Below are 26,367 nucleotides of genomic sequence, written 5' to 3' on the forward strand. Positions count from 1 at the left end.
AAGCGGGACCCCCGCCTTCGCGGGGGTGACGGCCTTATAGATATCTGGAACGAGGAACCAAGACCGTGACCAACCAACGCTGGGCCATCGACATCGACCGCGACCATATCGCCAAGGCGCAAATCGTCGACGCGCCCGAGGCCGACCTTCCCGATGGCGCGGTCGAGGTCACGCTCGACCTGTATGCCATGACCGCGAACAACGTGACCTATGCCGTGTTTGGCAAGCCGCTCGGCCTGTTCGGCAACGATCAGGGCTATTGGGATTTCTTCGCCGAGCGCGATGCGCCGGGCCGCCTTCCGGTCTGGGGATTTGCAACCGTCAGCCGCAGCGCGCACGAAGGCGTAGCGGCCGGAACGCAGCTTTACGGCTATTTCCCGATGGCGAGCCATGCCGTGCTGCTGCCGGGCAAGGTCAGCGCACACGGCTTTACTGACATGACACCAAGGCGAACCACGCTGCCGGTGATCTACAACCAGTATCAGCGGATCGATGCTCTGGGCGACTACCGCACGCAGGATCATGATTACTGGCCGGTGTTCCGTCCGTTGTTTCTCACGGGCTGGCTGATCGCTGATCAGCTCGAGGATGAAGGGGATTATGGCGCCGAACAGGTGCTGGTCGCCAGCGCCTCGAGCAAGACCGCAATCGGTTTGGCGCATGCGCTCGGCCAGCGTTCGGCGCGGCCGCGGATCGTCGGTCTGACCAGCCAGGGCAATGCCGCTTATGTCGCATCGCTTGGCTTGTATGACCAGGTCGTGACCTATGACGCCATTGCGGCGATGGACGCCAGCATCGCAAGCGCGATGGTCGACATGGCGGGCAACCCCGAGGTGGCGGCCAGCGTCCACAACCATTTCGGCGATGCGCTGAAGGCATCGATCGTGGTCGGCAAATCACACTGGGATTCTACCGATAGCGGCGCCGCGATGGCGGGCCCGGCACGGCAGATGTTCTTCGCGCCGGGTCGCAGCGACAAGCGGATCGGCGAATGGGGACCTGACGTCTTCCGTCAGAAGCTGGAAGCTGCCTGGCGGGGCTTCGTCGATCTTGCGCCAAAGCTGCTGGGTATCGAGAAACGCGAGGGCGCTGAGGCCGCGCTGGACGCCTATCGCCAGACGGTCGAAGGCAAGGCCGATGCGAAGACGGGGCTGGTCATCATTCCATGAGCTTTTCAGCGGTGATTTTCGATTTCGGCGGGGTGATCACCTCATCGCCGTTCGAGGCGTTCAACCGGCTCGAGGCCGAGCGAGGGCTTCCGCGCGACTGCATCCGGCAGATCAACGCCGCCGACCCCGATGATAACGCCTGGGCGCGGTTTGAGCGGGCCGAAATCGATGCGGCTGCGTTTGACGAGGCTTTCGCTGCTGAGGCGCACGCGCTGGGGCTGGAGATCCGCGGGGCCGATGTCATTTCGTGTCTGGCAGGCGACGTTCGCCCGCGCATGGTTGCCGCGTTCAATGCACTCAAGGCAAGCGGCTACACGCTCGGCTGTATCACCAACAATGTCCGTGCCGGCAAAGGGTCGGCGATGGTGTTCGACGATAGCCGTGCTGCTGAAATCTCCACGATCTTGGCGCGCTTCGATCATGTCATCGAAAGCAGCCAAGCGGGTGTCCGCAAGCCTGACCCGCGCATTTATGCGATGATGTGCGAGGCGCTCGATGTGGCGCCGCAAGCCTGCATCTATCTTGACGATCTCGGGGTGAACTGCAAGCCAGCCGCCGCAATGGGCATGGCTGCAATCAAGGTGACCGGCGAGGCACAGGCGCTGGCCGATCTGCGTGCGCTGCTCGACCTGCCCGATGATTGGCCTGCAGCATGAAAATTTTGTGCGCAGCATTGCTGGCGGCGGCATCCGTGTCCGCGTTCGCCGAGACGGGCACCGTGGTGGCCGTGGGAGGCGCGCTCGCGGATGACAATGCTGCGGTGTTTCGGGCGCTGATCGATGCCATGCCCGACGATGCGCTGGATATTGTCGTGATCCCCGCCGCCTCGGGCTCACCGGGAGGATCGGCGACGCGCTTTGCCGATGCGCTCGCGCGGCACGGCGTCGATCGCCGCCGCGTTGGTCTGGTGCATGTGGCTGTAATCGACGATCCAGAGACCCCCGACGCCGATGAATCGCGCTGGTCGGGTGGTGCGAGCGATCCCGACGAAATCGCGAAAATCGATCGCGCCGGGCTGATCTGGTTTGCCGGCGGCGATCAGGCCCGGATCTTGGCTGCGCTGGTCATGCCCGATGGCAAGGACACGCCGATGCTCGCTGCGATCCGCCAACGGCTGATGCAGGGCGCGGTGATCGGCGGGACCAGCGCGGGCGCAGCGGTGCTGGGCGAGCACATGATCGGTTGCGGCAGTCCCGATGTCGCGTTGACCGCGCCGGTTTCGCGGCGTCTTGCCGACTGTGCCGCCACCGGTGAGGACGCCGAGGGCGCGCCGCTGGTGCTGGCGAAGGGTCTCGGTTTCCTGACGAATATCGTTTTTGATCAGCATTTCAGCCAGCGTGGACGCCTGACCCGGCTGGTGCGCGCTGTCGCCTGTATCGATGCCGACGCCGTCACCGGTGTTGGCGTCGACGAGGACACCGGGTTCGTCTTCAGCCTGGCAAACGACATGGGCCACGCGGTTGGGAGGGGCACGATCACGCTGGTCGATCCTTCCGATGGTCGCAAGGCCTGCGATGGTGCGGTGATGGACAATGTCCGCCTTGCGCGCGTACCTGCCAAAGCAGTGGACTGAGCGCCCATGGACAATTTCACGCACGGCCTGGCCGGATGGGCGCTGGCGCAGGCCGGGCTCAAGCGGATGACCGGTCTGGCGGTCCCGACGCTGATCATCGCGGCCAATCTGCCCGATATCGATGCGGTGCTGAGCGTATTGGGGACGCAATCGCTGGCGTTGCGACGCGGGTGGTCGCATGGCCCGATCGCGCTGCTGATCCTGCCGCTGCTGCTGACCGGGGCAATGATCGGCTTCGAACGCTGGCAGGTGCGACGGCGCAAGCGGCCAAAGGGACGGCTACCGGTGCGCCCGCTGCCGTTGCTGATGCTCGCCTATATCGGCACGCTGTCGCACCCGGCGCTCGACTACATGAACAATTACGGCATCCGGCTGCTTGAGCCGTTCTCGCCGCGCTGGTTCTATGGGGACACCCTGTTCATCATCGATGCGGTGCTGTGGACGATCCTGCCTTTGGGCATATGGGCGTCGCGTCGCAGGGAAGCGGTGGGCAAGCCCGGCTGGGAGCGCCCCGCGCAGGCTGTGCTGGTAGCGGCGCTGCTGTACATCGGTGGAAACTATGCCCTCTCGGCCAAGGCCGAGCAGGACACCGCGATCGCAGTGCGGGAGCAGCGCGGGATTGCGCCCGATCTGGTGATCGCAAATCCTGTGCCGGTGCTGTTCTGGCAGCGCGAAATGCTCTGGCGCGGCGATGCGATGATTGGCAGGGGCGATTACAGGGCCTTTGGTACGCCGGCGCTTACGCTACAGCGGGGCGCTGCCGCCACCAACATGGCGAGTCCCTGGGTGGCGCGCGCAGCGGCGCAAAACTCTGATGCGCAGGCCTTTCTGTTCTGGGCGCGAATCCCATATGCCCATTTGACCGACATAGCTGGGGGCAAGAGAGTGACTTTGCGGGACGCGCGTTTTGACAGTTCGCCCATTGCCGACCGGTTTTCCGTCGTCGTCGATGTCAAGGATCGGCCGTGACCCGGCCCGCCATCGTCTGGTTGCGCCGCGACCTCAGGCTCGCCGATCAGGCGGCGTTCGTTGCGGCCGCCGCGTGTGGGCCGGTGATCCCGGTCTATGTCCTCGACGACGAAACGCCCAAGCACCGCATGATGGGCGGAGCATCGCGCTGGTGGCTGCACCACAGCCTGAGCGCGCTTGATGCGGACCTGCGCAAGCGGGGCTCGAGGCTGGTGCTGCGCCGCGGTGTTGCCGCCGATGTGCTTGCCGACCTTGCCCGCGAGACTGATGCGGCGGCGGTGCATTGTCTGCGGCATTACGAACCGTGGTGGCGCAATGCAGAACGCGCGCTCAAGGCGGCACTGCCGGATGGCTGCGCGCTTGAATGTCACCCTGGGAACTATCTGATGCCGCCCGGCTCGGTGACGACCGGCGCCGGGCAGCCGTACAAGATATACACCCCGTTCTGGCGTGCGCTGGCGCAGCACATGCCGCCGCCCAAGCCGGTGCCCGCACCCGATGCGCTGGATGGACCCAAGGCATGGCCGAAGAGCGACACGCTCGTCGATTGGAAGCTGCTCCCGACCAAGCCCGATTGGGCGACCGGTTTTGGCGAAGAGTGGACGCCTGGCGAGGCAGGCGCTGCCGACCGGGTCGAGGCCTTTCTCGACAAGGCAAAGCACTATGAGGACCGGCGCAACCTGCCGTCGATCGAAGGCACGTCGCGCCTGTCGCCGCATCTGCACTTCGGCGAGATTTCGCCCGCCACGGTCTGGCATGCGACGATGCAGGCCGGCGGATCGGTGGAAGTGTTCCTAAAGGAGCTGGTCTGGCGCGATTACGCGCAGAACGTGATCGCGCAATATCCCGATTACGGCAAGGCGAACGCTCGTGATGCCTTCGATGCGTTTCCATGGCGCGATCCTGCGGATTCCGAGGTTAAAGCCGACGTCGAAGCCTGGCAGCAGGGGCGCACCGGCTATCCGCTGGTCGATGCCGGGATGCGCCAGCTCTGGGCGACCGGGTGGATGCACAACCGCGTGCGGATGGTTGCCGCCTCGTTCCTGATCAAGCACCTGCTGGTCGATTGGAGGGTAGGGGAGGCGTGGTTCTGGGATACGCTGGTCGATGCGGATTACGGATCGAACGCCACGAACTGGCAGTGGACATCGGGCTCGGGCGTGGACTCGAACATGTTCGTGCGCATCATGGCGCCGCTGACCCAGTCGGACAAATTCGATGCGGCGGGCTATATCCGGCAATGGGTGCCCGAATTGGCGGATCTGTCCGACAAGGATATCCATGATCCCGAAGCTGCGGGCAAGTTCGTCAAGGGCTATCCCAAGAAGCGCATCGCGCATAAACAGGCACGCGAGCGCGCGCTCGCGGCGCACGCAAAGATAAAAACATGACAGGAGACAGGGCAATGCGGGTTTGGACAAGTTTTGCAGCGGCGTGTGCGCTGGCGATCGGCGCGGGCGGTGTTGCGGGGGCGAAGGAAGCGAGCCCCACGATCAAGCCTATCCAGCAGATGAGCGCGGCCGAGATGGAGCGGGTGCGCACCGCAGGCGCACAGATCCTGTTCTGGTCGGACGCGCAGCGCTCAGCCAACTTCCGCGCCATGGAAGCGCAGTTCCCCGGGACTACCGCCAAGGCCGGCACGCCCCGCGCTCTGGCCAAAGGCGCTGACCTGCCCGTCAGCGATGCCGAGATCGAGGCGTTCATGGCAGCGCAGAACGTCGCCGGGCTGATGGTGATCCAGGACGGCAAGGTCCGGCTCGAACGCTATGGGTTGGGGCTGGGCGCAGAAGATCGCTGGACCAGCTTCTCTGTGGCCAAATCGTTCACCTCGACGCTGGTCGGCGCCGCGGTCAAGGACGGGCTGATCGCCTCGATCGACGATCCGGTGACGAAGTACGTGCCCGAGCTCAAGGGTAGCGGCTATGACGGCGTTTCGGTCAAGCAGATCCTGACGATGACCTCGGGGGTCAAATGGAACGAGGATTACACCGACCCCAACAGCGATGTTGTCAAGATGCTCTCGGTTGCGGTCGGCCCCGGCGAGGACCCCAACAGCGCGTACATGAAAACGCTTCCGCGCGAAGCCGAGCCGGGCAGCAAATGGGTCTACAAGACCGGCGAAACCAACCTGATCGGCGTCATCGTGCAGCGCGCCACCGGCAAGACGCTGACCGAATATGCCGAAGAGAAGATCGTCAAGCCCGCAGGGTTCGAAGGCGACCTGTTCTGGATGGTCGATTCGGCTGGACAGAATGTCGGCGGCTGCTGCCTGTCGATCCGGCTGGCCGATTATGCCCGAATGGGGCTTTTCGCGATGGAAGGCGGCGCGGGGCAGGTGCCCGAAGGCTGGTTTGCCGACGCGGGCAAGGAGCAGGCCCCCATCGGCCTGCCGGGCTTCGGCTATGGCTATCAATGGTGGACCTATCCCGGCGGCGCCTGGGGCGGGCAGGGCATTTTTGGCCAGGCGATTTTGATCGTGCCTGAGAAGAAGATGGTGATCGCGGTGGTGAGCAACTGGCCCAAGGCCAGCGGCGCGGACCTGCGCGTTCCGCAGCTGCAGTTCTTCCAGAAGCTCGCGTTGGCGGCAGACTGACGCGGACATGAGCGACGACAGCCGCCTGCACAGCGAAATCACTGCCGCCGGCATCGTCTTCGATCAGGTCGAGCACGCAGCCGTCTTTACCGTGCTCGAAAGCAGCGCTGTGGAGCGGCGCGTGCCCGGCGCGCACACCAAGAACCTGTTTCTCAAGGACACCGGCGGCCAGTTCTATCTGGTGACGGTGCTGGCGGAAAAGCAAGTCGATCTTGGCGCGTTGCGCCACATCGTGGGCGCAGGCAGGTTCAGCTTCGGCAGTGCCGACGAGATGGTAGAGCTGCTTGGCATCACCCCCGGCTCGGTGACCCCGCTCGCGGCGTTCAACGACTCGAACGGGCGCGTGCAACTGGTGCTCGACGAAGTGCTTGCCGCTCAGCCCAGGGTCAATGTGCATCCCTTGCGCAACACCGCCACCCTGGGGCTGTCGGGGCTGGATCTGGTTCGGCTGCTGGTGCGCTGGCGGCATGCGCCGCTCATCGTGCCCGTGCCGAACAAGGCGCCCGCACCCGAGCAATCCCAAAATTGAGGGTGGGCGGGTGCCCGTGCTTGCTGTAGTCCTCTTCCAATGACTTTGGTAACCGCACGCCCTTTGATCGACAGTTTTGCCCGCACGATCAGTTACGTGCGCCTCTCCGTGACCGACCGGTGCGACCTGCGCTGTACGTATTGCATGCCCGAGCGCATGCAGTTTCTGCCCAAGGCGGACGTTTTGAGCCTCGAAGAGCTCGCCCGGTTGGGGCAGGCGTTCATCGCCCGCGGCGTGCGCAAGATCCGGCTGACCGGGGGCGAGCCGCTGGTCCGCCGCGACCTGATGACGCTGATCGCGACGTTGGGCCGCGAGCTTGGCCAGGGCCTCGACGAGTTGACATTGACCACCAACGGGACGCAGCTCAAGCAGCATGCCGGTGCGCTGGTCGATGCCGGCGTGCGCCGGATCAACGTGTCGCTCGATACGCTGCAGCCCGATCTGTTCGCGCAGCTCACCCGGCGCGATGCGTTGGCGCAGGTGCTGGCAGGCCTCGATGCTGCCGACCGCGCGGGCCTCAAGATCAAGCTCAACACCGTTGCGCTGAAGGGCCTGAACGAGGAAGAACTGCCATCGCTGATCGGCTGGGCGCATGGCCGCGGGTTTGATGTCACCATGATCGAGGTGATGCCGCTGGGTGAAGTGGAAGAAGACCGGTTCGACCATTATCTGCCGCTGACGGCTGTGCGTGACCGGCTGGAGCGGGATTGGACATTGAACCCCAGTCCGCACGATAGCGGCGGTCCGGCGCGCTATGTCGATGTCGCGGAAACCGGAGGGCGGCTGGGCTTCATTACCCCGCTCACCAACAACTTCTGCGCCAACTGCAACCGCGTGCGGGTGACGGCGACAGGGCAGATATTCATGTGCCTCGGCCAGAACGACCAGGTCGATCTGCGCGCAGCGATGCGCGGCCCCGACAGCGATGCTGCGCTCGATGCGGCGCTCGACCGAGCGATCGCCAGGAAGCCTGAGCGCCATGACTTTCAGATCGATGCGCCCGGCGCCGCACCGGCACTGGCGCGGCATATGTCGATGACCGGCGGCTGAGCGCGGACGATGGCACAGTTGCTGTTCTTTGGCCGTTTGGGCGATCTGGCGGGCGGCGCCGAGCGCACTCTCGGCCTGAGCGAACCGCACGCGATCAGCGATCTGATCGGCATCATTGGCGCCAGCGATGACCTGCTGGGCAGCGCTCTGGCCGAACCGCGCGTCCGCTATGCCATCAACGGGGCGATCGTCGATGGCGACGCGCTGGTCGAGGACGAGGACGAGCTGGCGTTCCTGCCCCCTGTCAGCGGAGGCTGAAATGCGGACCGATATCCGCATTGTATCGCTGCCGTTTGACCCTGAGTCCGAGTTGGCCACATTCCGGTCGTCGCTGCAAAATGCCGGCGGGCTGGTGAGCTTTACCGGACTGGTGCGGCCGTCGAGCCAGGGCGGCGAGGTCAGTATCCTTAGTCTGCAGCATTACCCCGGCATGACCGAGCGCGGGATTGCCGAGGCCGTGGCCGGTGCAGCGAGCCGCTGGCCGCTCGAGGCGGCGCTTGTGATCCATCGGGTCGGCGAGATGACGCCGCACGAACCGATCGTCCTGGTTGCCACCGCGAGTGTGCATCGCCGCGCCGCGTTCGAGGCCGCCGACTTCCTGATGGACTTCCTCAAGAGCCGCGCCCTGTTCTGGAAAAGCGAGACCGGCGCGGAAGGTCGGCAGTGGATCGAGCCCCGCGACGAGGATTACGCCGACGCCGCGCGCTGGGACGAAGGCTAGCCGGCTTTCGGGGTCAGCCGAACACCCGCCGTCCGTGCGTCACCCGGTCGGCCATCGCCATGGTGGTAAGCTGGGCATTGACGCGGATGCAGCTCGGCATCACGCTGGCATCGGTGACCAGCACATTGGCGTTTCCGTGTACCCGCTGATCCAGATCGACCACGCCCTTGGTCGGGTCGGCGTTGATCGCATTGCCGCCATGCGGGTGGCTAGAGGACAGCACGACATCGTCGGGCTCCTCGATATGCTCCCAGTAGAAGCTGTCGATCTCGGCATCGCTCATCCCCGCGTGCAGCGTTTCGCCGTGGAGCAGGGCAGGATACACCTCCAGCGCGCCGCCCGCGAAATGCACCTTGGTCAGTGTCGATAGCGCCCTGCGCAACACCGCAAGGTCGGTCGGCTTGAGCTCGAAGCCCAGTTTGCCCTTTTTGATCTCGCCCAGCCGGTCGGCGGGGAACAATGCGCCTGCCGATGCCAGGCGGTTATAGTTGAGCATCCGCCGGAAATGCTCGTCAAACCAGCCGGGCACCAGCGACGCCATGCTCATCGGTGGCTGGAAATGGCTCTCGATCAGGAAATCGCCCCGGTCGATGAAGGTCGCCATCTGGTCCTCGTCCCACGCCAGCACCGGATCGGGCATCAGCGCGGGGACGGGGCAGGCGATGTTGAGCGAAATGCCTTTGCCGGTGCCCTCGATCCCGCTCGCAGACAGGATGTTGCTCGACGCGATCGTGCCCGCAGCCACCACTACGCCTTTGGTGACGCGGACCGTCTTGGCGCGGCCATCGGGCAGCACCACCTGCACCGACGATGCCACACGCCTGCCGTCGGCTCCGCGCGCGCCCCAGCCGATGTGCGACACTTCGGCATGGGCCAGGATGCGGGCCTTGCGGGGTGCGCTCATCGTTGCGTGGCGCAGGAAGCTCTCGGGCATCGCGCGCTTGCGGCCGTAAGGGCAGCCGGTGTTGCAGTAGCCGCACGAGACGCAATGGTTGGGCTCGGTCTTCTGGCCCCAATTCTTGCGGAACCAGCCCGAGATCGCGCGCTGGTCCATCGGGTCGCTCGAGTTCGCGCGATAGGCGTCCCAGCCGGTCAGCAGCCGGGTGCCGTTGTTGCGCCCCAGCCTGCGGTCGATCTCGTGCACGCCCAGCCGCGTCTCGACGCGGCAATAGCTCGCCTCCAGCACGTCGGCGTCGACTCCTGCGCCGAGCGCTCGCCAGGTGGCCAGCACGTCATTGGCGTCGGGATGGGTTTCGCCCTCGCGCTCGAGCCGCAGACAGATGCCGTTGTTGACCACGGTGGAGCCGCCGACGGTGCGGCCCTGAAAGATGATGATGTCGCGGTTGCGTGTGGTCTGGATCGCCCCGTCCTTGAACAGGCTGGACGACATATGAGCCTCGTTGGGCGTCATCCGGCTGCTCGGCAGATAGGGTCCGGCTTCGACCACCAGCACCTCGTAGCCCTGATCGGCAAGGTTGGAGGCGGCCACCGCACCCCCTGCGCCCGAACCGATCACCACCACCTCGACGCTGTCGGGGATCGCATCCTCGCCGACGAACACGGTATGCGGCAGATCGAAGCCGATGTGCTCTTCGATCTGTGGATCATCGGGTGTTCCGGCGCGGGCGCGATGGCGCGGCAGCGTGAACCCCATGGATGCGAACACCGGGTTGTTACGGTTCGCATCCTCGGAGGCGGCATCGCTGGCGTTTTCATCGTCGCTATCGAGCCAGTGGCCGTAATAGCCGGCGTAGACGATGCCCCGGATTCGCGCCATGTCCTGGAACAGGTCGATCCGGCTGTTCTTCAGCCGCCGCTCGACCCGCCAGATGCGGAAAGACCGCGGCGCGAAGTGCCAGATCGGCCCACCCAGCACCACCCATGTTGCGATCACCGATAGCGCAGTGTCGCGCGGGGTGTTGCCCTCGATATTGGCGAACAGGCGCTGCAGATTGTCGACCACCTGCTGCGGGGTGACCGCCATCTGCGCCGGTTCGACGAACAGGGTTTCGGCCAGTCTGCGCCAGATTGCCGCTTCGAACGGATTGAACGGTTTTCTGAGCATGCTGCGAATCCCCCCTGGACGGAGGATAAACTATCAGCGTGGATGACGATTGTAAGTTTCAGTCGATTATAGCGTGTTAATTCATCACGCACACATCGGTCGACAAATTGCCGTCGGTTACCGTGATGCGGTTGAACGATGGACGCCAAGACCGCACGCGCTCCGACAGGGTACCGGCGCCGATCAGCCTTACCGAGCCAAAGGCGGTGGTCACGTCCTTGTCGAATGGGTCATGGACATGGCCGGACAACACGGCGTGCGCGCCGGCCGCGGAGATCGCCTCCAAGGCTGCTCGTCCGCCGGTCGTCCGGCCGCTCGACTGGGTGGCAGCCTCGATCAGCGGATGATGGGTGAGGACGATCCGGCACTTCTCTGGCGGGGCTGTCTCCAGCGACTGCACCGCATCATGTAGCGCACGCCTGCCGACCTTGCCCTTCGACCAGTTCAGTCGCCACTGCGCGCGGGCCGTCGTCGGCAGCGATACCAGATGCACGCCGTCCAGGCTCACCCCGTCGTGCAACTGCTCCTGCAGCCGCATTACCCGGCCATAAGGCCGCCAGATCCGCCGGACCGGGTTGAAATAGGGAAGGTCATGATTGCCCGGCTCGATCAACACCGGAACGCCCAGGCCAGCAAGCCAGGTCTGGGCCGCAGCGAACTCGCGAGACCGCGCGCGCATGGTCAGGTCGCCGGTGATCACCACCGCTCTTGGCGCCTCTTGCGCGACCCGGTCCACAAACCAGTCGAGGGCTGCGCTGTCCTCCGCGCCGAAGTGCAGATCGCTAGCGTGGAAAAGCAATGTCATGGAATGTCGGGCGCCCGGGTGTCGACGAAATTGTGCGGCGCGCGGCCCAGGCGCAGCGTGTCGCCCGGAGCGCATTCGGCGGGTTCGCCATCGATAAGCAGGCCGATGGTCTCGGCGTCGCTGGTGAGCGTTGCTTGCTCGGTCTCGCCCAGATCGACACGGGGGCCGTCGCGGAAATCCCGGTTCAGCCAGGCGCCGGCATGGGCAATGACGTCGCCGATGCTGGAGGCGGTGAAGCCGCACAGCGCCAACGCCTGATCGCGCGGCGCCGCAAAAATGGCAGGGTAGGTCCCTTCGATCCCCTGCACCGCGACCTGGGGCCCGCTCAGGCTTTCGGTGATCGCAGCCGGTATCGCGCTGAACACCAGATCGGTCACGTCCGCATGGCGCGCATCCTCGCGCACCTTGGCCCAACTGGTCGTGGGGCCGGCGATGACGCCGACATAAGCGACATGGCTGCCAATCTCGACCGTATTGAGCTTGCGTGTACGCCGCTGCTCGCAGGCCTTTGCGATGATGTCGTCGCAGGCTTGATCGCCGTGCAGCGCGTGGGCCAGCAGGTTCATGGTCCCGCCCGGCAGGATCAGCACCGCGCCGTCCCATCCTGCCGCTTCCTTGAGCGCGCTGTTGGTGGTGCCGTCGCCGGCATAGATCGCCAGAATATCCACGCCTTCGCCCTGCAGCCTGGCCGGCGTCGGCAAGGGCTCGTCGGGGCAGCGTACGATGCAGTCGACCGGCGCTCCCGCCTCGGCGAACCGGGTTACAATATCGGCGATGGCGTCAGCATCAAAGCTGCCGCTTGCCTCGTTCACGATGAGCCATGTGCGTGTCATGCGCGCTCAACGCACCAACCGGGCGATGGTGCCACAAAAAAGGGCCGCGCTTCGGGTGAAGCGCGGCCCGGTTATGTCAGCGATGTTCGGCGATCAGAACCGCGCGGTCGCCCCGACGAAGAACAGCCGTCCGATGCCGCTCACCGGATAGGCCGAGCTCGACAGGTAGGGTTCCTTGTTCGAGATGTTGTTGACCCCGCCGCTGATCGCGAGATGCTCGTTGATGTCGTAGCGAACGGACAGGTTATGAAGCCAGTATTCGGGCGCAAATCCGGCAGGGCCGAATTCCTGCTCGATGCGTTCGATCTGGATCACCGATGCCGCCGCCTGCTTGCCGATATACTGCAGCGAGTAGTTCAGCGTAAAGCCGTCGACATTGTAGGTGACCGATCCGACACCCGCCCACTCGGGGACCCCCAGTTCGCGCAGGCCAGGATTGACCAGGCTGGTATCGACCGGGTCGAAGAAGCGGTTGAGCTTTTCGGTCCAGTTCGCGGCGACATTGAGTCCGATGTTGGCGCCGTTGATCTGGAACTGATAGTTGATCGAGGCATCGATGCCCGAGGTTTCGATCCGGCCGAAGTTCAGCTGGGTCTGACGCAGGAAGTTGAAGCCGAAGGCGGTGGGACCCGTCGGACCGTTGCGGTCGAACAGGGCGCAGAACTGGTTCGGGAAGGTGGACAGGTCATAGCAGGTGTTGACGATGTCCTGCGCCGTCACCGCTGCGATGGCATCCTCGATCTCGATCGAGTAATAATCGGCGGAGATGGACAGCCCCGGCAGGAAGCGCGGCTGCAATACGCCACCCACCGTCCAGGTGGTTGCGGTTTCTTCGGTGAGATTGGGGTTGCCGCCGCTGGTGCCCGAGAAGCGCGCGGTGAGCGGATCCTCATAACCCACCGGGATGCCCGCTGCACGGCAGTTGCTCAGACGGTTCTGCGCGTTGGGGTCGTTGGATGCCAGCAGCGCATCGATGGCCGACTGGTTGCAGGGATCTGCCGGACGGAAGGTTGCACCCTGCGCCGGATCGAACAGTTCTGCGATGTTCGGCGCACGGATGGCGCGCGAATACGTGCCGCGGAACCGAATATCGGGGATCGGCGCCCAGATGCCGTTGACGTTCCAGGTGAACGCTCCGCCGACGGTGGAATAGTCTGCGTAACGTCCTGCCGCGCCCACGGTGAGCTCGTGGAAGAAGGGCGTATCCTTGAGGACCGGTATCGAAATCTCGCCGAATACTTCCTTGACGTCGAACGAGCCACCGGCGTTGAACTGACGCGTTGCAGCATCAAACAGCAGCGACTGGTTGTCCGAGATATCGCCGATAAAGGTGCCGGCAGGGCCTGCTGGCGATCCCTCGGGCAGCACGCCCAGCAGCAGGTCGTTGAAACGGCTGCGCGACTTTTCCTTGCGGTACTCGGCGCCGATCGCGAACTGGATCGCACCACCGGGCATGTTGAAGAACCCGCCGGTGTCCCCCGTCAGCAGGCCGGTGATCACGGTCTGCTCCAGCCGGAAGCGGTTGGTCGTGGGCGTGGTGATGAAGGCTACGCCTTCGGGTGTCACCGAATTGGTGCCGTTGAACAGCGACACCGGACGGCACTGGCCATCGCCGGGACGGAAGGTGAAGAAGCCCGGAGCGATCACGGGGAAGATCTCGCTGCCCGGATGCGGCGTGTTGCTGATGTCGGAACGGCAGATCGGCTGGCCGTTCGGACCGCGCACCACGTCGATTGCAGCGAACAGCCGGTCGTACTGCACCGAGTTGCTCTGCGTGACGGAGCTGTCTGTGCGGCCGTAGTTGCCGACCAGTTCGTATTTCAGGTTGGGGGTGATGTCGCCCATCACGCCGCCCACCAGACGATAGGTTTCGCGCTTGGCCCGCTGGATGTTCGGACCCAGATCGAGGAAGTCGCGGCTGATCCGCAATCCGCCCGCGTCGTTGGCATCGGCCTGCAGCACCGCCGGGATGAAGGGGTTGTCGGGGAAGATCAGCAGGCTGTCGTAGAAGGTGTTGTAGTTGTTGCGCGAAATCGTAGTGTTGCGCGCGTACTTCGCGTCAACGAAGACCTCGGCTGCCGGCGAAAATTCGTAGCGGGCACGGAAGTTGCCGTAGATGCGTTCGCTGCCCGGGATCAGCGAGCTCTGGTTGGTGCGTTCAACGGCGCCGTCACCACCGAACTGGTTGGAGGCGGTGGAGATGATGCCATCTTCAAAGATCTTCACGCCGCCGCCGGGGGTGGAGACATAGCATCCACCGCCGCCAAAGCCGGTGAGGCCGATATAGCTTTCGGTGCAATCGTTGACGCCGTTGTTGTTGATGTCGGCGTCGAAGAATCCGAAGTCGTTGCGGAAGATCAGGCCCTGGCCCGAGCTGATGGCGAACTTGGGATCGCGGCCGATGACGAAAAGGGGCGCATTGGCGGCACGGTCGATCAGCGCCTGTTCGGCCGCCGTCGGAGCGCGACCGGGGAAGAAGGTGTTGAACTGCGCCTGAGTGGGAATGGCAAAGCCGAACGGCAGGCGGCCCGAAGCTGGCGAGAAGCGCGTGGCAAAATTGGGCATCGTGGAGGCCACGATGTCACCACGCTGGAAGCGCCGGTCGGGATTGGCGTAAGTGGTGCTGTTGTTGCCGCGTCCGTTGTCGCGGGTAAAGTCGCGCTGGCCGAACAGGACTTCCAGATCCTTGGTGTAGCCTGCGGAGAAGGTCACGTTGCCGCGTCCTTCGGCGAAATTCTTGCCGATCGTTCCTTCGATCCGGTAGGTGCCGCCTGCGCCCGCATCGGCTATGCTGGCGCCCCCGTCTAGAATGAGGCCCTCGAAGTCCTTCTTCAGGACATAGTTGACCACGCCGGTGACGGCGTCAGCGCCATACACAGCCGAGGCGCCGCCCGTAAGCACTTCGACCCGCTCGATCAAACCGTTGGGAATGGTCGACACATCGACCGCCTGCTGCCCGGCGACACCGGACACGTGGCGCCATCCGTCCACCAGCACCAGCGTACGGTTCGAACCAAGCTGACGCAGGTTCAGGGCTGCAATACCGATCGTGCTTCCAGCAGGGCCACGCTCGATGGAATCGGCAACCGTGCTAGAAGAAATCAGCGCCGGGATCTGGCGCAAGGTGGCCGTCGCGTCGGAGTTCCCTGCAGCCGCCAGAGCTTCTGCGGTGACTGTGCTGATCGGCAACGGTGCTGTGGCATTCGCGTCGCGAGACAGCCGGCTGCCGGTGACGATAATCGTACCTTCGGCAGGCTCAGCGGTTGTATCAACCTGTTCCTGTGCGTCTTGCGCATAGGCTCCGGCGCTGAAAAGCCCGCTGACAGCCAGTGCTGTCGCCATCGCTGAAATCGAGACGATTGGCGACTTTGTATTGGAAAAAGACATAAATAACCCCCAACCAGGATTGCATAAAAGCCTATCCACCGAACCATATCGATGGATGATGTGCAGTCAGTCGCTTTAAGCGACCGATCCTGTTCCCCTGCCAGGCCCCCGCGTCTGTTGTGTGCGCGATGGTTTGCCTGTCGATTGCACGATGTTATTCGGCATCGACATCAAGATGCAATATTGGCTTCATCTCGTGTTCATCTTTCTTGGACATTGTGACAATGTCGCCACAGACCGTCGATGCGCGTATTCCCTGCTGACAGTCGCCCGCACCCCTGCTAATCGCGCGGACATGACCGAACTCAAGCACATCCGAAATTTCTCCATCATCGCGCATATCGACCATGGCAAATCGACCCTGGCCGATCGCCTGATCCAGCAGACCGGCGGGCTTACCGAGCGCGAAATGTCCGCGCAGGTGCTGGACAACATGGACATCGAAAAAGAGCGCGGGATCACCATCAAGGCGCAGACTGTCCGGCTCAACTACACCGCCAAGGACGGGCAGCTGTATGAGCTGAACCTGATGGACACCCCGGGCCATGTCGACTTCGCCTATGAAGTCTCGCGCTCGCTCGCCGCGTGCGAGGGTGCGCTGCTGGTCGTCGATGCGGCGCAGGGCGTCGAAGCGCAGACGCTGGCCAACGTCTATCAGTCGATCGAGCACGACCACGAGATCGTGCCCGTCATCAACAAGATCGATCTGCCTGCTGCCGAACCCGAGAAGGTCCGCAAGGAGATCGAGGACATCATCGGCATCGATGCGTCCGAAGCGGTGCTTGCCAGCGCCAAGTCGGGTATCGGTATCTCCGATATCCTCGAGCAGATCGTGCTCAAGATTCCTGCCCCCAAGGGCGACCGCGACGCGCCGCTCGAGGCGATGCTGGTCGACAGCTGGTACGACCCGTATCTGGGCGTCGTCATCCTGGTCCGCGTCGTCAACGGTGTGATGAAAAAGGGCCAGAACATCAAGTTCATGGCCGGCGGCACCGAGCATCTGGTCGACCGCGTCGGCTGCATGCGGCCCAAGATCGAGGCGCTGCCCGAGCTGGCGGCGGGCGAGATCGGCTTCATCACCGCGCAGATCAAGGACATCAGCCAGACTCGCGTCGGCGACACCATCACCACGGTCAAGAACCCCGCCGCCAAGCCGCTGCCGGGCTTCAAGGAAGTGCAGCCGGTGGTGTTCTGCGGGCTGTTCCCGGTCGATGCCAACGACTTCGACAAATTGCGCGACTCCATCTCCAAGCTGCGTCTCAACGATGCCTCGTTCAGCTTCGAGATGGAGAGCAGCGCGGCATTGGGCTTCGGCTTCCGCTGCGGTTTCCTCGGGCTGCTGCACCTCGAGATCATCCAAGAGCGGCTGACCCGCGAGTACGATCTCGACCTGATCACCACCGCGCCCTCCGTGGTCTACAAGATCCAGCTGACCTACGGTGGCGGCGAGATCGAACTGCACAATCCCGCAGACATGCCCGACCCCACCAAGATCGACGAGATCCAGGAGCCGTGGATCGAGGCGGTGATCTATTGCCCCGATGAATATCTCGGCAGCATCCTCAAGCTGTGCCAGGACCGGCGCGGCATCCAGAAGAATCTGACCTATGTCGGCGGCCGCGCGCAGGTGACCTATGAACTCCCGCTCAACGAGGTGGTGTTCGATTTCTACGACCGGCTCAAGTCGATCAGCCGCGGCTATGCCTCGTTCGACTACCACCAGATCGGCTATCGCGAGGGCGACCTCGTCAAGATGTCGATCATGGTCAACGCCGAGCCGGTCGATGCGCTGAGCATGATCGTCCACCGCGGCACCGCCGAATCGCGCGGCCGCGGCATGTGCGAACGGCTGAAGGACCTGATCCCGCGCCACCTGTTCAAGATCCCGATCCAGGCGGCGATCGGCGGCAAGGTCATCGCGCGCGAGACCATCGCCGCGATGCGCAAGGACGTCACCGCCAAATGCTATGGCGGCGACATCAGCCGCAAGAAGAAGCTGCTCGACAAGCAGAAGGAAGGCAAGAAGCGGATGCGCGAATATGGCTCGGTCAGCATCCCGCAGGAGGCCTTCATCGCCGCGCTCAGGATGGGCGAGGAGTAATCAGCCGACAGGGCCGGGTGCGGGCGCAGCAGCGTCCGGCTCGGGCTGGGGTGAAGGCTGGACGATGACACCGGCCTCGCCGAGTTCCTCGGCTTTGGAGATGCGCATGGGGATGGCCATCGCCACGCCATAGCCGACGATGAGCGTTCCGAGAATCGACCACATCGCCACCGCGCCCAGCCCGATGAGCTGGGCCAGCAACTGGCCGCCCAAGCCGCCGCCGTCGGGGTAACCGACACCGCCAAAGCTTGCGCCCATGAACACCGCGACGAGCAGCGCGCCCACCAGACCGCCGACACCGTGCAGCGCAAACACTTGGTTGCTGTCGTCGATCGCCAGCGTCTGGGTCACGACCTGCAGCGCAAAATAACAGGCCGGAGCGGCGATCAAACCGATCAAAATGGCAGCCCCGGGCGAAACCAGCCCGGCGGCTGGTGCGATGGCTGCAATGCCGGCGCTCAGCCCGCAGATCAGCCCCATCGCGGTGACGTGGCCGGTGCGCAGCTTTTCGATCAGGAGCCAAACCAGAGCACTGACGCACGCAGCGACATGCGCGTTGATGATCGCGCTGCCGGCGCTGTCGGTGGCGGCCAGCGCCCACCCGCCTGCGAGGGCAAAATTACCGACCAACAGCATCGTGCCTCCGGCGAGGACGAGATGGGGGTTGTGCGACCCGACGTTTGCGCCGGTCCAACCCGTCCGCCTGCCGATCATGACTGCGGCGACCAATGCGGAAATGCCCGCGCAGAAATGCAGCGCAATGCCACCTGCAAAATCGAGCACGCCGAAGCCGAACAGCCAGCCACCGCCCCAGATCCAGTGCGCGACCGGTGCGTAGACGATCAGACTCCAAAGGCCGCCAAAGGCCAGCGCCCAGCCGAAGCGCGCGCGCCCGGCCCATGCGCCTGCGACCAGAATGGCGGCCAGCATGGCGCCTGCGATCTGGAAAAAGACGAACGCGCTTTCGGGGATTGCAGTGCCGAAGCGGACATCGCCCAAAGCGATGAGCATCCAGGCGTTGCCGCCGCCGATCACACCGCCGCCGGAATCACCGAAAGCCAATGTGTAACCCACGATCACCCACAGCAGCGAGACCAGTGCGGCGATCGAAGCGCCCTGAAGGAACACCGGTTGCGCCGCACGCGCATCACCCCGCCCAACCTGCATCAGCAACACGCCCGGCAATGCCAGCAGCATCACCAGCGCCGCCGAGATCAGCACGAGCGCGGTGTCGCCCGCATTGACAGGATCAATGGCGGCAAGATCGATCGCCCCAGGGGTCGCCCATGCGGGCGTGGCTAGGAGAGCGACTGAAACTGCTGCGGAGCGCGCCAGCGTTGCGATCATGCGATGGACTTCCCGATTCCCTTTGCCGCCCTGGAGACCGGCTTCACAGGCGCCGGAATGTGGAGCAGTTTGGCAAACAATCGATTAACGCTGTCGCGCACGGCGACGGGCAGAGCAAGCGCGGCTTACATCCAGCCTTCGAGCACCTGGTCGGGTGGGCGATGGCCGTCGAACCAGAAGCGGATGTTGGCGATGACTTTTTCGCCTGCCACTTCGCGCCCTTCGAATGTAGCGCTGCCGACATGCGGCAGCAGCACGACATTGCGTAGCGCGAGCAGGCGCGAATCCACCCGAGGTTCGTGGGTATAGACGTCGAGACCGGCACCCGCGATCGCGCCGGATTCGAGCGCGCCGATCAGCGCTGTCTCATCGACGATTTCTCCGCGCGCGGTGTTGATCAGATACGCGCTGGGCTTCATCAGGCCTATCCGCCGCGCGTCGATCAGTCCGCGCGTCTCGGGACTGCGCGGGCAGTGCAGGGTTATGATGTCCGACTGGCTGACCAGCGCATCGAGGTCCGGCTCGAAGCTTGCGCCGAGCATCTGCTCGAGGCTGTCGGGCAGACGGCGGCGGTTGTGATAGCGCACATCCATGCCGAAACCGCGCGCACGGTGCGCCACGGCCTGACCGATCCGCCCCATTCCGACGATGCCGAGTTGCTTGCCGCCAATGCGGTGGCCGAGCATGCCCGACGGGCTCCAGCCTTCCCATTGTCCCGAGCGGACAAGCTTCTCGCCCTCTGCAAGGCGGCGAGGAACCGACAGGATCAGCGCCATCGTCATGTCGGCGGTATCGTCGGTGAACACCCCGGGGGTGTTGGTGATGATGATGCCGCGGGCGCGGGCGGCCTTGAGGTCGATATGATCGACGCCGGCGCCGAAATTGGCCAGCAGTTTGAGCCGGTCGCCCGCGCCGGCAATCAAGTCGGCATCCAGAGCATCGGTGACGGTCGGTACCAGCGCATCGCAATCGGCCATCGCTGCTGCCAGTTCATCGCGGCTGAAGGGGTGATCGTCCACATTCAGGACAACATCGAACAGCTCGGACATGCGCGTCTCGACCGAGGGAGCGAGCTTCCGAGTGACGATAACACGCGGGCGCGCACCGGGTTCATGCTGCGGGGCGGATGACGGCGAGGGCATGTTGGCAGGCATGAATTTGCTATGCCGCAACCCCGGCAAAGGTCAAGCAGCAGCACTTGCTAGCGGGGCGTTTTTTCCGGTAAGCGGACTGGGGCGCGCAGATTTGGTCAGATATGTGTCCGACCGACAATCAGGGACAGGGGCGGGCTGGGAACATGGGAATGCAGGGATCTTGGTTTAGACAGCTTGTCCTCGGCGGAATTTTGGCCGGGGCGACGCTGTCTGTCCCACATGCGGCCAGTGCGCAAACTGAGGTCAAGACACCGTATTGGGCTTCGATCCAGCGAGACAAGGCGTTCGCGCGGGCGGGGCCGATGGCCAGTTATCAGATCGAATGGGTGTTTCGGCGCAAGAACCTCCCGGTCAAGGTCGTCAAGCGGTACGGGGTCTGGCGGCAGATCCAGGATCCCGATGGCTGGACCGGGTGGATGCACTCCAACATGCTCAGCCGCAAGCGCACCGCCGTCGTGCGGAGCGATGTGTCCGCCATCCGCGCCGGACCGCAGGACAGTGCCAAGCTGTTGTGGCGGGCGGAGCCGGGAGTGGTCGGCGAGCTTGGCGATTGCGAGCAGGGCTGGTGCGAGATCCAGATCGAGCGGCGTGGTGGATGGGTGCGGCAGGACCAGATCTGGGGCGCGGGCGAACCGTGAACCGGAAACGAACCCGCCCACCGCTGGGCAAGCGATGGGCGGGCCGTCATTCTACCGGGAAAGGACTTACCAGTAGAAATTGGGGATGACGCGGATAACCGTGCCATTGCGCTGATTCACCAGCAGCATGTCGTTGTAGTGGCGCACCCAGACCTGCCGCGCGCCGGGATTGGGCAGGCGATAGTTGCGATAATTGTTCACGACATAACGCTGACCGAAATAGCTTGGCTGGATACGCACGCCGGGGCGGAACTGCTGATAGCGGAAGTTTGCATTGAAGGCCTGGCCACGGAATGCCTGACGGTTGGTACCGCGGTACTGGCGATAGTCACGCAGGTCCTGGCGATAATCCTGGCGGGCTTCCTGAACATCGCGGCGCTGCTCGCGCACGTCGCGGCGCTCTTCGCGAACATCGCGCCGATCACCAAAACGCCGCGCATCCTGAAGCTGCTGGCGTTCGCGCTGCAACTGGCGCTGCTCGCGGGTCAGATCACGTTCGGAGCGATTCACCTCGCCACGCGACTGGGCGAAGGCGGGGACGGCGGCGACAGGCAGCGTCGTCGCCAGCATCAATGTGCCGATCAGGGCCTTGGAAAACATCTTCATGGTCGTAACTCCTGTCTTAGCCGGAGTGGAAGAACCGCTCTGGACATGTTCAGGTTTACGCCCGTCTATATGAACGGGTTGCGAATGTGCCGCTCATTTTCAAGAAATGTTGTCGCAAGGTGTAACGGGGCGCGCGGTCCGCTTTTGGATGATCCAACCAACCCAAGTCCGCTCAGCCTGAGCCTGTCGAAGGCCCCGCACCCACGCAGGCCTAATAGCGGGGGCTTCGACAAGCTCAGGCTGAGCGGATGTGGTCGGGTGTGGCCCGCGCCGGTATTCCGTGCTGTCCCTACTTCGCCTTGGGCAACAAATCCCCAGGATCGTTCGCGACGATCCCCAGCACCGTTGCCCAGGCCGCGACGTTCTGGCGCAGCATCTGCGGGTCGATCTTGTCGAGCGTGTCGTCGGGGGTGTGGTGCAGGTCGAAATAGTCGGTGCCGTCCTGCTGCAGGTCGATCGCGTTGACTCCGAGCGCGACGATCGGGCCATGATCGGGGCCACCGCTGGCAACGCCCCGGCCGCGGCCGATGCCCATCGGGGCAAGCGCGTCGACGATCTTCGTCTGCATCGCAGCGGCGCTCTCAGGCAGTCGGAAATCGACCTGCCAGATCCGCCCCGCGCCGAAATCCGACTCCATCGCCAGCGCATGGCCGGTCGCGCCGTGCTTCTCCGCATAAGCCTTGCCGCCGAAGATGCCGACTTCCTCGGCGCCCCACCACACCACGCGAATCGTGCGCTTCGGCTGGCCGGCGTCCATCACCAGCTTGGCCGCGGCCGCGCTGATCGCTACGCCCGCGCCATCGTCGATCGCGCCGGTTCCCAGATCCCAGCTGTCGAGATGCCCGCCGATCAGGATCATGCCCGCCGCAGGATCGCTGCCGGGCACTTCGGCGATGACATTGCCCGACTGGGTGGTGCCGATCTGGCGCGGGGTCAGCACCAGCTTCATCTTGACCGGCTTGCCGTCGCGTGTGGCGCGGCGGATCATGCGCTCAAGGTTTTCCGCATCGGGGATCGACAGTGCGGCGGCGGGAATCGGGCTGATCCCCTCGGCGAAATTGGTGCCGCCGGTGTGCGGGTTGCGGTGATAGTCGGTGCCGACCGAGCGGATGACGATCGCCGCTGCGCCCTTGGTGGCGGCGATGTTGGGTCCGCGCCTGCGAACGTCGCCGAACTGGCCATAGCTCGCGCCGCTCTGGGTGCGGGTCATCTTGTGGCTGACGAAGGCGATCTTGCCCTTGAGGCTGCCTGCGGGCGCGGCATCGAGATCGGCCATGGTGCGGAAATAGACGATCTCCGCCTCAAGCCCGCGCGGGCCGGTGCTCGCCGAGTTGCCCAGCGCGCTGATGTGCATGGCGCCGGTGTACGGCGCGGTGACCTCGGCGGTCTCGATGCCGCGGACCCAGGTCTTCATGTCGAACGGTTCGACCCGCACATTGGCAAAGCCCATCGCCTTGAGCCGGGCCACTGCCCAATCGCGCGCCGCCGCCTCGCGATCGGTGCCGGCAAGCCGCGGGCCGATCTCGGTGGTCAGGTCTTCAACGATTCCGTACGCGGTATCATCTGCCAGTGCCTTTTGCTGGAGCGCGGCGGGATCATGGACCATGCCGTTCTGGGCAAGCAGCGGAAAGGGCAGGGCGAGTGCGGCAACAGCCAGCAGGATGCGTGTTCTCATGGCGCAAACGCTTAACCGGCTGATCAGGCTTTGCCAATGCCATCTTGCCCGCTGCCCCCGCCATCGCTAGGGAGCGGGGCAACTCCCCAATCTCGCACAAGGCGCTTTTCGCATGGCTGCACAATATTCCTATGTCATGAAGGGTCTGACCAAGACCTTTCCCGGTGCCAACAAGCCGGTGCTCAATGGCATCCACCTGCAATTCTATTCGGACGCCAAGATCGGCATCGTCGGCCCCAACGGATCGGGCAAGTCGACGCTGATGAAGGTGATGGCGGGCCTCGACAAGGAATATACCGGCGAAGCGTGGCCGGGCGAGGGCATCACCGTCGGCTATCTGGCGCAGGAGCCCGAGCTCGATCCGACCAAGACGGTCAAGCAGAACGTGATGGACGGCGTGCGTCCCGTCGCCGATCTGGTCGAGCGTTTCGACGAGATCAGCAACCTGATGGCCGACCCGCCCGAAGACGCCGATTTTGACGCGCTGATGGAAGAAATGGGTACGCTGCAGGAAAAGATCGACGCGGTCGACGGCTGGACGCTCGACAACCAGCTCGAGATCGCGATGGAAGCCCTGCGCTGCCCTCCCGGCGATGCCGATGTCGCCAACCTTTCGGGCGGTGAAAAGCGCCGCGTGGCCTTGTGCCGCCTGCTGCTTGAAAAGCCCGGCATCCTGCTGCTCGACGAACCGACCAACCACCTCGACGCCGAAAGCGTATCGTGGCTGGAGCGGCACCTGGTCGATTATCCAGGCAACGTCATCCTCGTCACCCATGACCGCTACTTCCTCGACAATGTGGTGAACTGGATCCTCGAGCTCGATCGCGGAAAATACTTCGTCTACGAAGGCAATTATTCGACCTATCTCGACAAGAAGGCGCAGCGGCTCCAGCAGGAATCGCGCGAGGACGAGGGCCGCCAGAAAGCGATCCAGGACGAGCTGGCGTGGATCCGGCAGACCCCCAAGGCACGGCAGACCAAGTCCAAGGCGCGTATCCGTGCGTTCGACGAACTGGTCGAGGCACAGGAAAACCGCAGCCCCGGCAAGGCGCAGATCGTCATCCAGACGCCCGCGCGCCTCGGCGGCAAGGTGATCGAAGCGCACGGCCTGACCAAGGCCTATGGCGACAAGCTCTTGTTCGAAGACCTGTCGTTCATGCTGCCCCCGGGCGGAATCGTCGGCGTGATTGGGGCCAACGGCGCGGGCAAATCCACGCTGTTCAAGCTGATCACCGGCAAGGAACAGCCCGACAGCGGCACGATCGCGATCGGCGACACGGTCAAGCTCGGCTATGTCGACCAGAGCCGCGACGATCTCGATCCGAACCACAATGTCTGGGAGGAAATCTCCGACGGGCTCGATTTCTTCAAGCTCGGCAAGCACGATGTGCCGACGCGCGCCTATGTCGGTGCGTTCAACTTCAAGGGCCAGGACCAGCAGAAGAAAGTCGGCCAGCTCTCAGGCGGTGAACGCAACCGCGTCCATATGGCCAAGATGCTCAAGGAGGGCGGCAACGTGCTGCTGCTCGATGAACCGACCAACGATCTCGACGTCGAAACGCTGCGCGCGCTCGAAGAGGCGCTCGAGAGCTTTGCCGGTTGCGCGGTGGTCATCAGCCATGACCGCTTCTTCCTCGACCGGCTGTGCACGCACATCCTGGCGTTCGAAGGCAACAGCCATGTCGAGTGGTTCGAGGGCAACTTCGAGAGCTACGAAGAAGACAAGCGCCGTAGGCTCGGCGACGAGGCCGATCGCCCGACCCGGATGAGCTACAAGAAGCTGACGCGGTAACACTCTCCCCTCCCGCATGCGGGAGGGGTGGCTGAGCCGAAGGCGAAGACGGGGTGGGCCTGCGGGACAACCAATTGTGCTCCCAGCCCACCCCGGTTCAGCAAGCTGAACCTGCCCCTCCCGCAAGCGGGAGGGGAGAGATTTGTTACCCCGCCAGCATGCCTTCCAGCCGCCCGCGGATGATCGTTTCCGCTTCGCTCATGATCCGGTCGATCAGTTCCTTGCAGGTCGGGATATCGTGGATCAGCCCGGCGACCATGCCGCAGCTCCACGCGCCCGCATCCATGTCGCCTTCCATCATGATTCGCGGATAAACACCCGCGACCTGCTCGATGATGTCGGTGAACTGCAGGTCCTTGCCTTTCTCGCGTTCGATCAGCAGCAGTTCCTCGACCGCGGCGTTGGTCATGACGCGTTCGGTATTGCGCAGCGGGCGCATCACCAACCGGGTGTCCAGCTCGGAGGCCGCGACGATCGCCTGCTTGACGTTCTCGTGCACCGGCGCTTCCTTTGTGGCGATGAAGCGGGTGCCCATGTTGATCCCGTCGGCCCCCATCGCCAGTGAGGCGACCAAGGAACGCGCATCCGCCTGGCCACCTGAAGCGACAAACGGAATGGCGAGCTCATCGGCGGCACGGGGGAGCAGGATCATGTTGGGGACATCATCCTCGCCGGGATGGCCTCCGCATTCAAAGCCATCGACCGACACCGCATCGCAGCCGATCGCCTGCGCCTTGAGCGCGTGGCGGACGCTGGTGCATTTGTGGATGACCTTGATGCCCGCTTCGTTGAGGTACGGCAGCACCGATTGCGGGTTGTTGCCCGCGGTCTCGACGGCCTTGACCCCGTTCTCGATGATCACGCGGACATAGCCGGGATAATCGGGCGCGGTCAGCACGGGCAGGAAGGTCAGGTTCACCCCGAACGGCTTGTCGGTCAGCGCCTTGCACTTCTTGATTTCGGCATCGAGGTCTTCGGGCGTCTTCTGCGTCAGGCCGGTGATGATTCCGAGGCCGCCCGCGTTCGAGACCGCCGCAGCGAGCTCGGCGAAACCGACATAATGCATGCCGCCCTGGATGATCGGGTGCTGGATACCGAAAAGCTCTGTGATCCGGGTTTTCATGAACTGCTCTCCTGATTGTCTTTTCTGATTGGCTGAGGGCTCAGACGAATAGCGCGACGCTCTGCATCGCGGCCATCACCGGCTCGAGCCTGCTGTTCCAGACGGTCATATACTGGCTGGAGGCACCGTGATGCGCGTGGTGGGTGACCGATTCGAGCAGCCACCAGCCGTTATCCGTTTCGGGCGCATCGGTCAGCATGTTGACCTGCCAGTTCATCGAACTGATCGGTCCGGCGA

General features: G+C 64.1%; 22 protein-coding genes and 1 pseudogene. 13 read left to right on the plus strand and 10 right to left on the minus strand.

Features of this window, described 5'->3' with window-relative positions; genetic code table 11:
• Window positions 1-65 precede the first annotated feature (65 nt).
• From QUV11_RS13615 to QUV11_RS13660, 10 genes are read left to right on the plus strand one after another with little or no spacing between them, the layout of a single operon-like run.
• Complete coding sequence (locus QUV11_RS13615) at window positions 66-1,169, plus strand: DUF2855 family protein (RefSeq protein ID WP_300883431.1); 1,104 nt, start codon at window positions 66-68, stop codon at window positions 1,167-1,169.
• Window positions 1,166-1,825: an HAD-IA family hydrolase gene (locus QUV11_RS13620; protein ID WP_300883432.1), complete on the plus strand. Its 660-nt coding sequence runs from the start codon at window positions 1,166-1,168 to the stop codon at window positions 1,823-1,825. Before QUV11_RS13615 ends, QUV11_RS13620 begins: the two co-directional genes overlap by 4 nt.
• Window positions 1,822-2,742, plus strand: coding sequence for a cyanophycinase (locus tag QUV11_RS13625; protein WP_300883433.1), 921 nt, complete (start codon window positions 1,822-1,824; stop codon window positions 2,740-2,742). Before QUV11_RS13620 ends, QUV11_RS13625 begins: the two co-directional genes overlap by 4 nt.
• Before the next feature lie 6 nt (window positions 2,743-2,748).
• Window positions 2,749-3,711 (plus strand): metal-dependent hydrolase, encoded by a 963-nt coding sequence (locus QUV11_RS13630; protein WP_300883434.1) that lies wholly within the window; start codon window positions 2,749-2,751, stop codon window positions 3,709-3,711.
• Window positions 3,708-5,102, plus strand: a complete 1,395-nt coding sequence (locus QUV11_RS13635) for a deoxyribodipyrimidine photo-lyase (RefSeq protein WP_300883435.1) — start codon at window positions 3,708-3,710, stop codon at window positions 5,100-5,102. Before QUV11_RS13630 ends, QUV11_RS13635 begins: the two co-directional genes overlap by 4 nt.
• A gap of 14 nt (window positions 5,103-5,116) precedes the next feature.
• The gene (locus QUV11_RS13640) at window positions 5,117-6,304 is read left to right on the plus strand and encodes a serine hydrolase (RefSeq protein WP_300883436.1); all 1,188 of its coding nucleotides are present in this window, start codon (window positions 5,117-5,119) and stop codon (window positions 6,302-6,304) included.
• A 7-nt stretch (window positions 6,305-6,311) separates the two neighbouring features.
• The gene (locus QUV11_RS13645; RefSeq protein WP_300883437.1) at window positions 6,312-6,833 is read left to right on the plus strand and encodes a prolyl-tRNA synthetase associated domain-containing protein; all 522 of its coding nucleotides are present in this window, start codon (window positions 6,312-6,314) and stop codon (window positions 6,831-6,833) included.
• A gap of 39 nt (window positions 6,834-6,872) precedes the next feature.
• Window positions 6,873-7,883 (plus strand): GTP 3',8-cyclase MoaA, encoded by a 1,011-nt coding sequence (gene moaA / locus QUV11_RS13650; protein WP_300883438.1) that lies wholly within the window; start codon window positions 6,873-6,875, stop codon window positions 7,881-7,883.
• A 9-nt stretch (window positions 7,884-7,892) separates the two neighbouring features.
• Window positions 7,893-8,141 (plus strand): MoaD/ThiS family protein, encoded by a 249-nt coding sequence (locus tag QUV11_RS13655; protein WP_300883439.1) that lies wholly within the window; start codon window positions 7,893-7,895, stop codon window positions 8,139-8,141.
• Window position 8,142: 1 nt separating this feature from the next.
• Window positions 8,143-8,604 carry a molybdenum cofactor biosynthesis protein MoaE gene (locus tag QUV11_RS13660; protein ID WP_300883440.1) on the plus strand — a complete coding sequence of 154 codons (462 nt, stop codon included), beginning with the start codon at window positions 8,143-8,145 and terminating at the stop codon, window positions 8,602-8,604.
• Window positions 8,605-8,617: 13 nt separating this feature from the next.
• On the opposite strand, the gene QUV11_RS13665 is transcribed toward QUV11_RS13660, so the two are convergent.
• The 4 genes from QUV11_RS13665 to QUV11_RS13680 form a co-directional block, all read right to left on the minus strand.
• Entirely contained in the window at window positions 8,618-10,669 is a 2,052-nt protein-coding gene (locus QUV11_RS13665) for a GMC family oxidoreductase N-terminal domain-containing protein (protein WP_300883441.1), read from the minus strand.
• Window positions 10,670-10,745: 76 nt separating this feature from the next.
• On the minus strand, window positions 10,746-11,474 hold the full coding sequence (locus tag QUV11_RS13670; RefSeq protein ID WP_300883442.1) for a metallophosphoesterase: 729 nt from the start codon (window positions 11,472-11,474) through the stop codon (window positions 10,746-10,748).
• Window positions 11,471-12,307 (minus strand): diacylglycerol kinase family protein, encoded by an 837-nt coding sequence (locus QUV11_RS13675; RefSeq protein WP_300883443.1) that lies wholly within the window; start codon window positions 12,305-12,307, stop codon window positions 11,471-11,473. The genes QUV11_RS13670 and QUV11_RS13675 overlap by 4 nt, the downstream gene beginning before the upstream one ends.
• A gap of 93 nt (window positions 12,308-12,400) precedes the next feature.
• Window positions 12,401-15,694, minus strand: a complete 3,294-nt coding sequence (locus QUV11_RS13680) for a TonB-dependent receptor (protein WP_300883444.1) — start codon at window positions 15,692-15,694, stop codon at window positions 12,401-12,403.
• Between the two features lie 295 nt (window positions 15,695-15,989).
• Here QUV11_RS13680 and lepA point away from each other — a divergent pair, with 295 nt between their 5' ends.
• A complete protein-coding gene (gene lepA, locus QUV11_RS13685) occupies window positions 15,990-17,795 on the plus strand; it encodes a translation elongation factor 4 (protein WP_300883445.1) in 1,806 nt (601 codons plus the stop codon).
• Here lepA and QUV11_RS13690 read toward each other — a convergent pair whose 3' ends face one another.
• Window positions 17,796-19,142: an ammonium transporter gene (locus QUV11_RS13690; protein ID WP_300883446.1), complete on the minus strand. Its 1,347-nt coding sequence runs from the start codon at window positions 19,140-19,142 to the stop codon at window positions 17,796-17,798.
• Window positions 19,143-19,267: 125 nt separating this feature from the next.
• Window positions 19,268-20,296: a D-glycerate dehydrogenase gene (locus QUV11_RS13695; RefSeq protein ID WP_300883447.1), complete on the minus strand. Its 1,029-nt coding sequence runs from the start codon at window positions 20,294-20,296 to the stop codon at window positions 19,268-19,270.
• A gap of 149 nt (window positions 20,297-20,445) precedes the next feature.
• On the opposite strand from QUV11_RS13695, the gene QUV11_RS13700 reads away from it, so the two are divergent.
• Window positions 20,446-20,934 carry an SH3 domain-containing protein gene (locus tag QUV11_RS13700; RefSeq protein WP_300883449.1) on the plus strand — a complete coding sequence of 163 codons (489 nt, stop codon included), beginning with the start codon at window positions 20,446-20,448 and terminating at the stop codon, window positions 20,932-20,934.
• A gap of 66 nt (window positions 20,935-21,000) precedes the next feature.
• On the opposite strand, the gene QUV11_RS13705 is transcribed toward QUV11_RS13700, so the two are convergent.
• Both QUV11_RS13705 and QUV11_RS13710 read right to left on the minus strand, forming a co-directional pair.
• Complete coding sequence (locus tag QUV11_RS13705; protein WP_300883450.1) at window positions 21,001-21,540, minus strand: RcnB family protein; 540 nt, start codon at window positions 21,538-21,540, stop codon at window positions 21,001-21,003.
• A gap of 289 nt (window positions 21,541-21,829) precedes the next feature.
• A complete protein-coding gene (locus tag QUV11_RS13710) occupies window positions 21,830-23,215 on the minus strand; it encodes a M20/M25/M40 family metallo-hydrolase (RefSeq protein WP_300883451.1) in 1,386 nt (461 codons plus the stop codon).
• 112 nt (window positions 23,216-23,327) lie between these two features.
• On the opposite strand from QUV11_RS13710, the gene ettA reads away from it, so the two are divergent.
• A complete protein-coding gene (gene ettA, locus QUV11_RS13715) occupies window positions 23,328-25,007 on the plus strand; it encodes an energy-dependent translational throttle protein EttA (protein ID WP_188514406.1) in 1,680 nt (559 codons plus the stop codon).
• A gap of 145 nt (window positions 25,008-25,152) precedes the next feature.
• Here ettA and QUV11_RS13720 read toward each other — a convergent pair whose 3' ends face one another.
• Window positions 25,153-26,130: a nitronate monooxygenase family protein gene (locus tag QUV11_RS13720; protein ID WP_300883452.1), complete on the minus strand. Its 978-nt coding sequence runs from the start codon at window positions 26,128-26,130 to the stop codon at window positions 25,153-25,155.
• 40 nt (window positions 26,131-26,170) lie between these two features.
• A pseudogene (locus QUV11_RS13725) lies at window positions 26,171-26,367 on the minus strand (thioesterase family protein); the annotation flags it as partial.

This window comes from Blastomonas sp., assembly GCF_030373265.1.
In the GTDB taxonomy this organism is placed as follows: Bacteria; Pseudomonadota; Alphaproteobacteria; order Sphingomonadales; family Sphingomonadaceae; genus Blastomonas.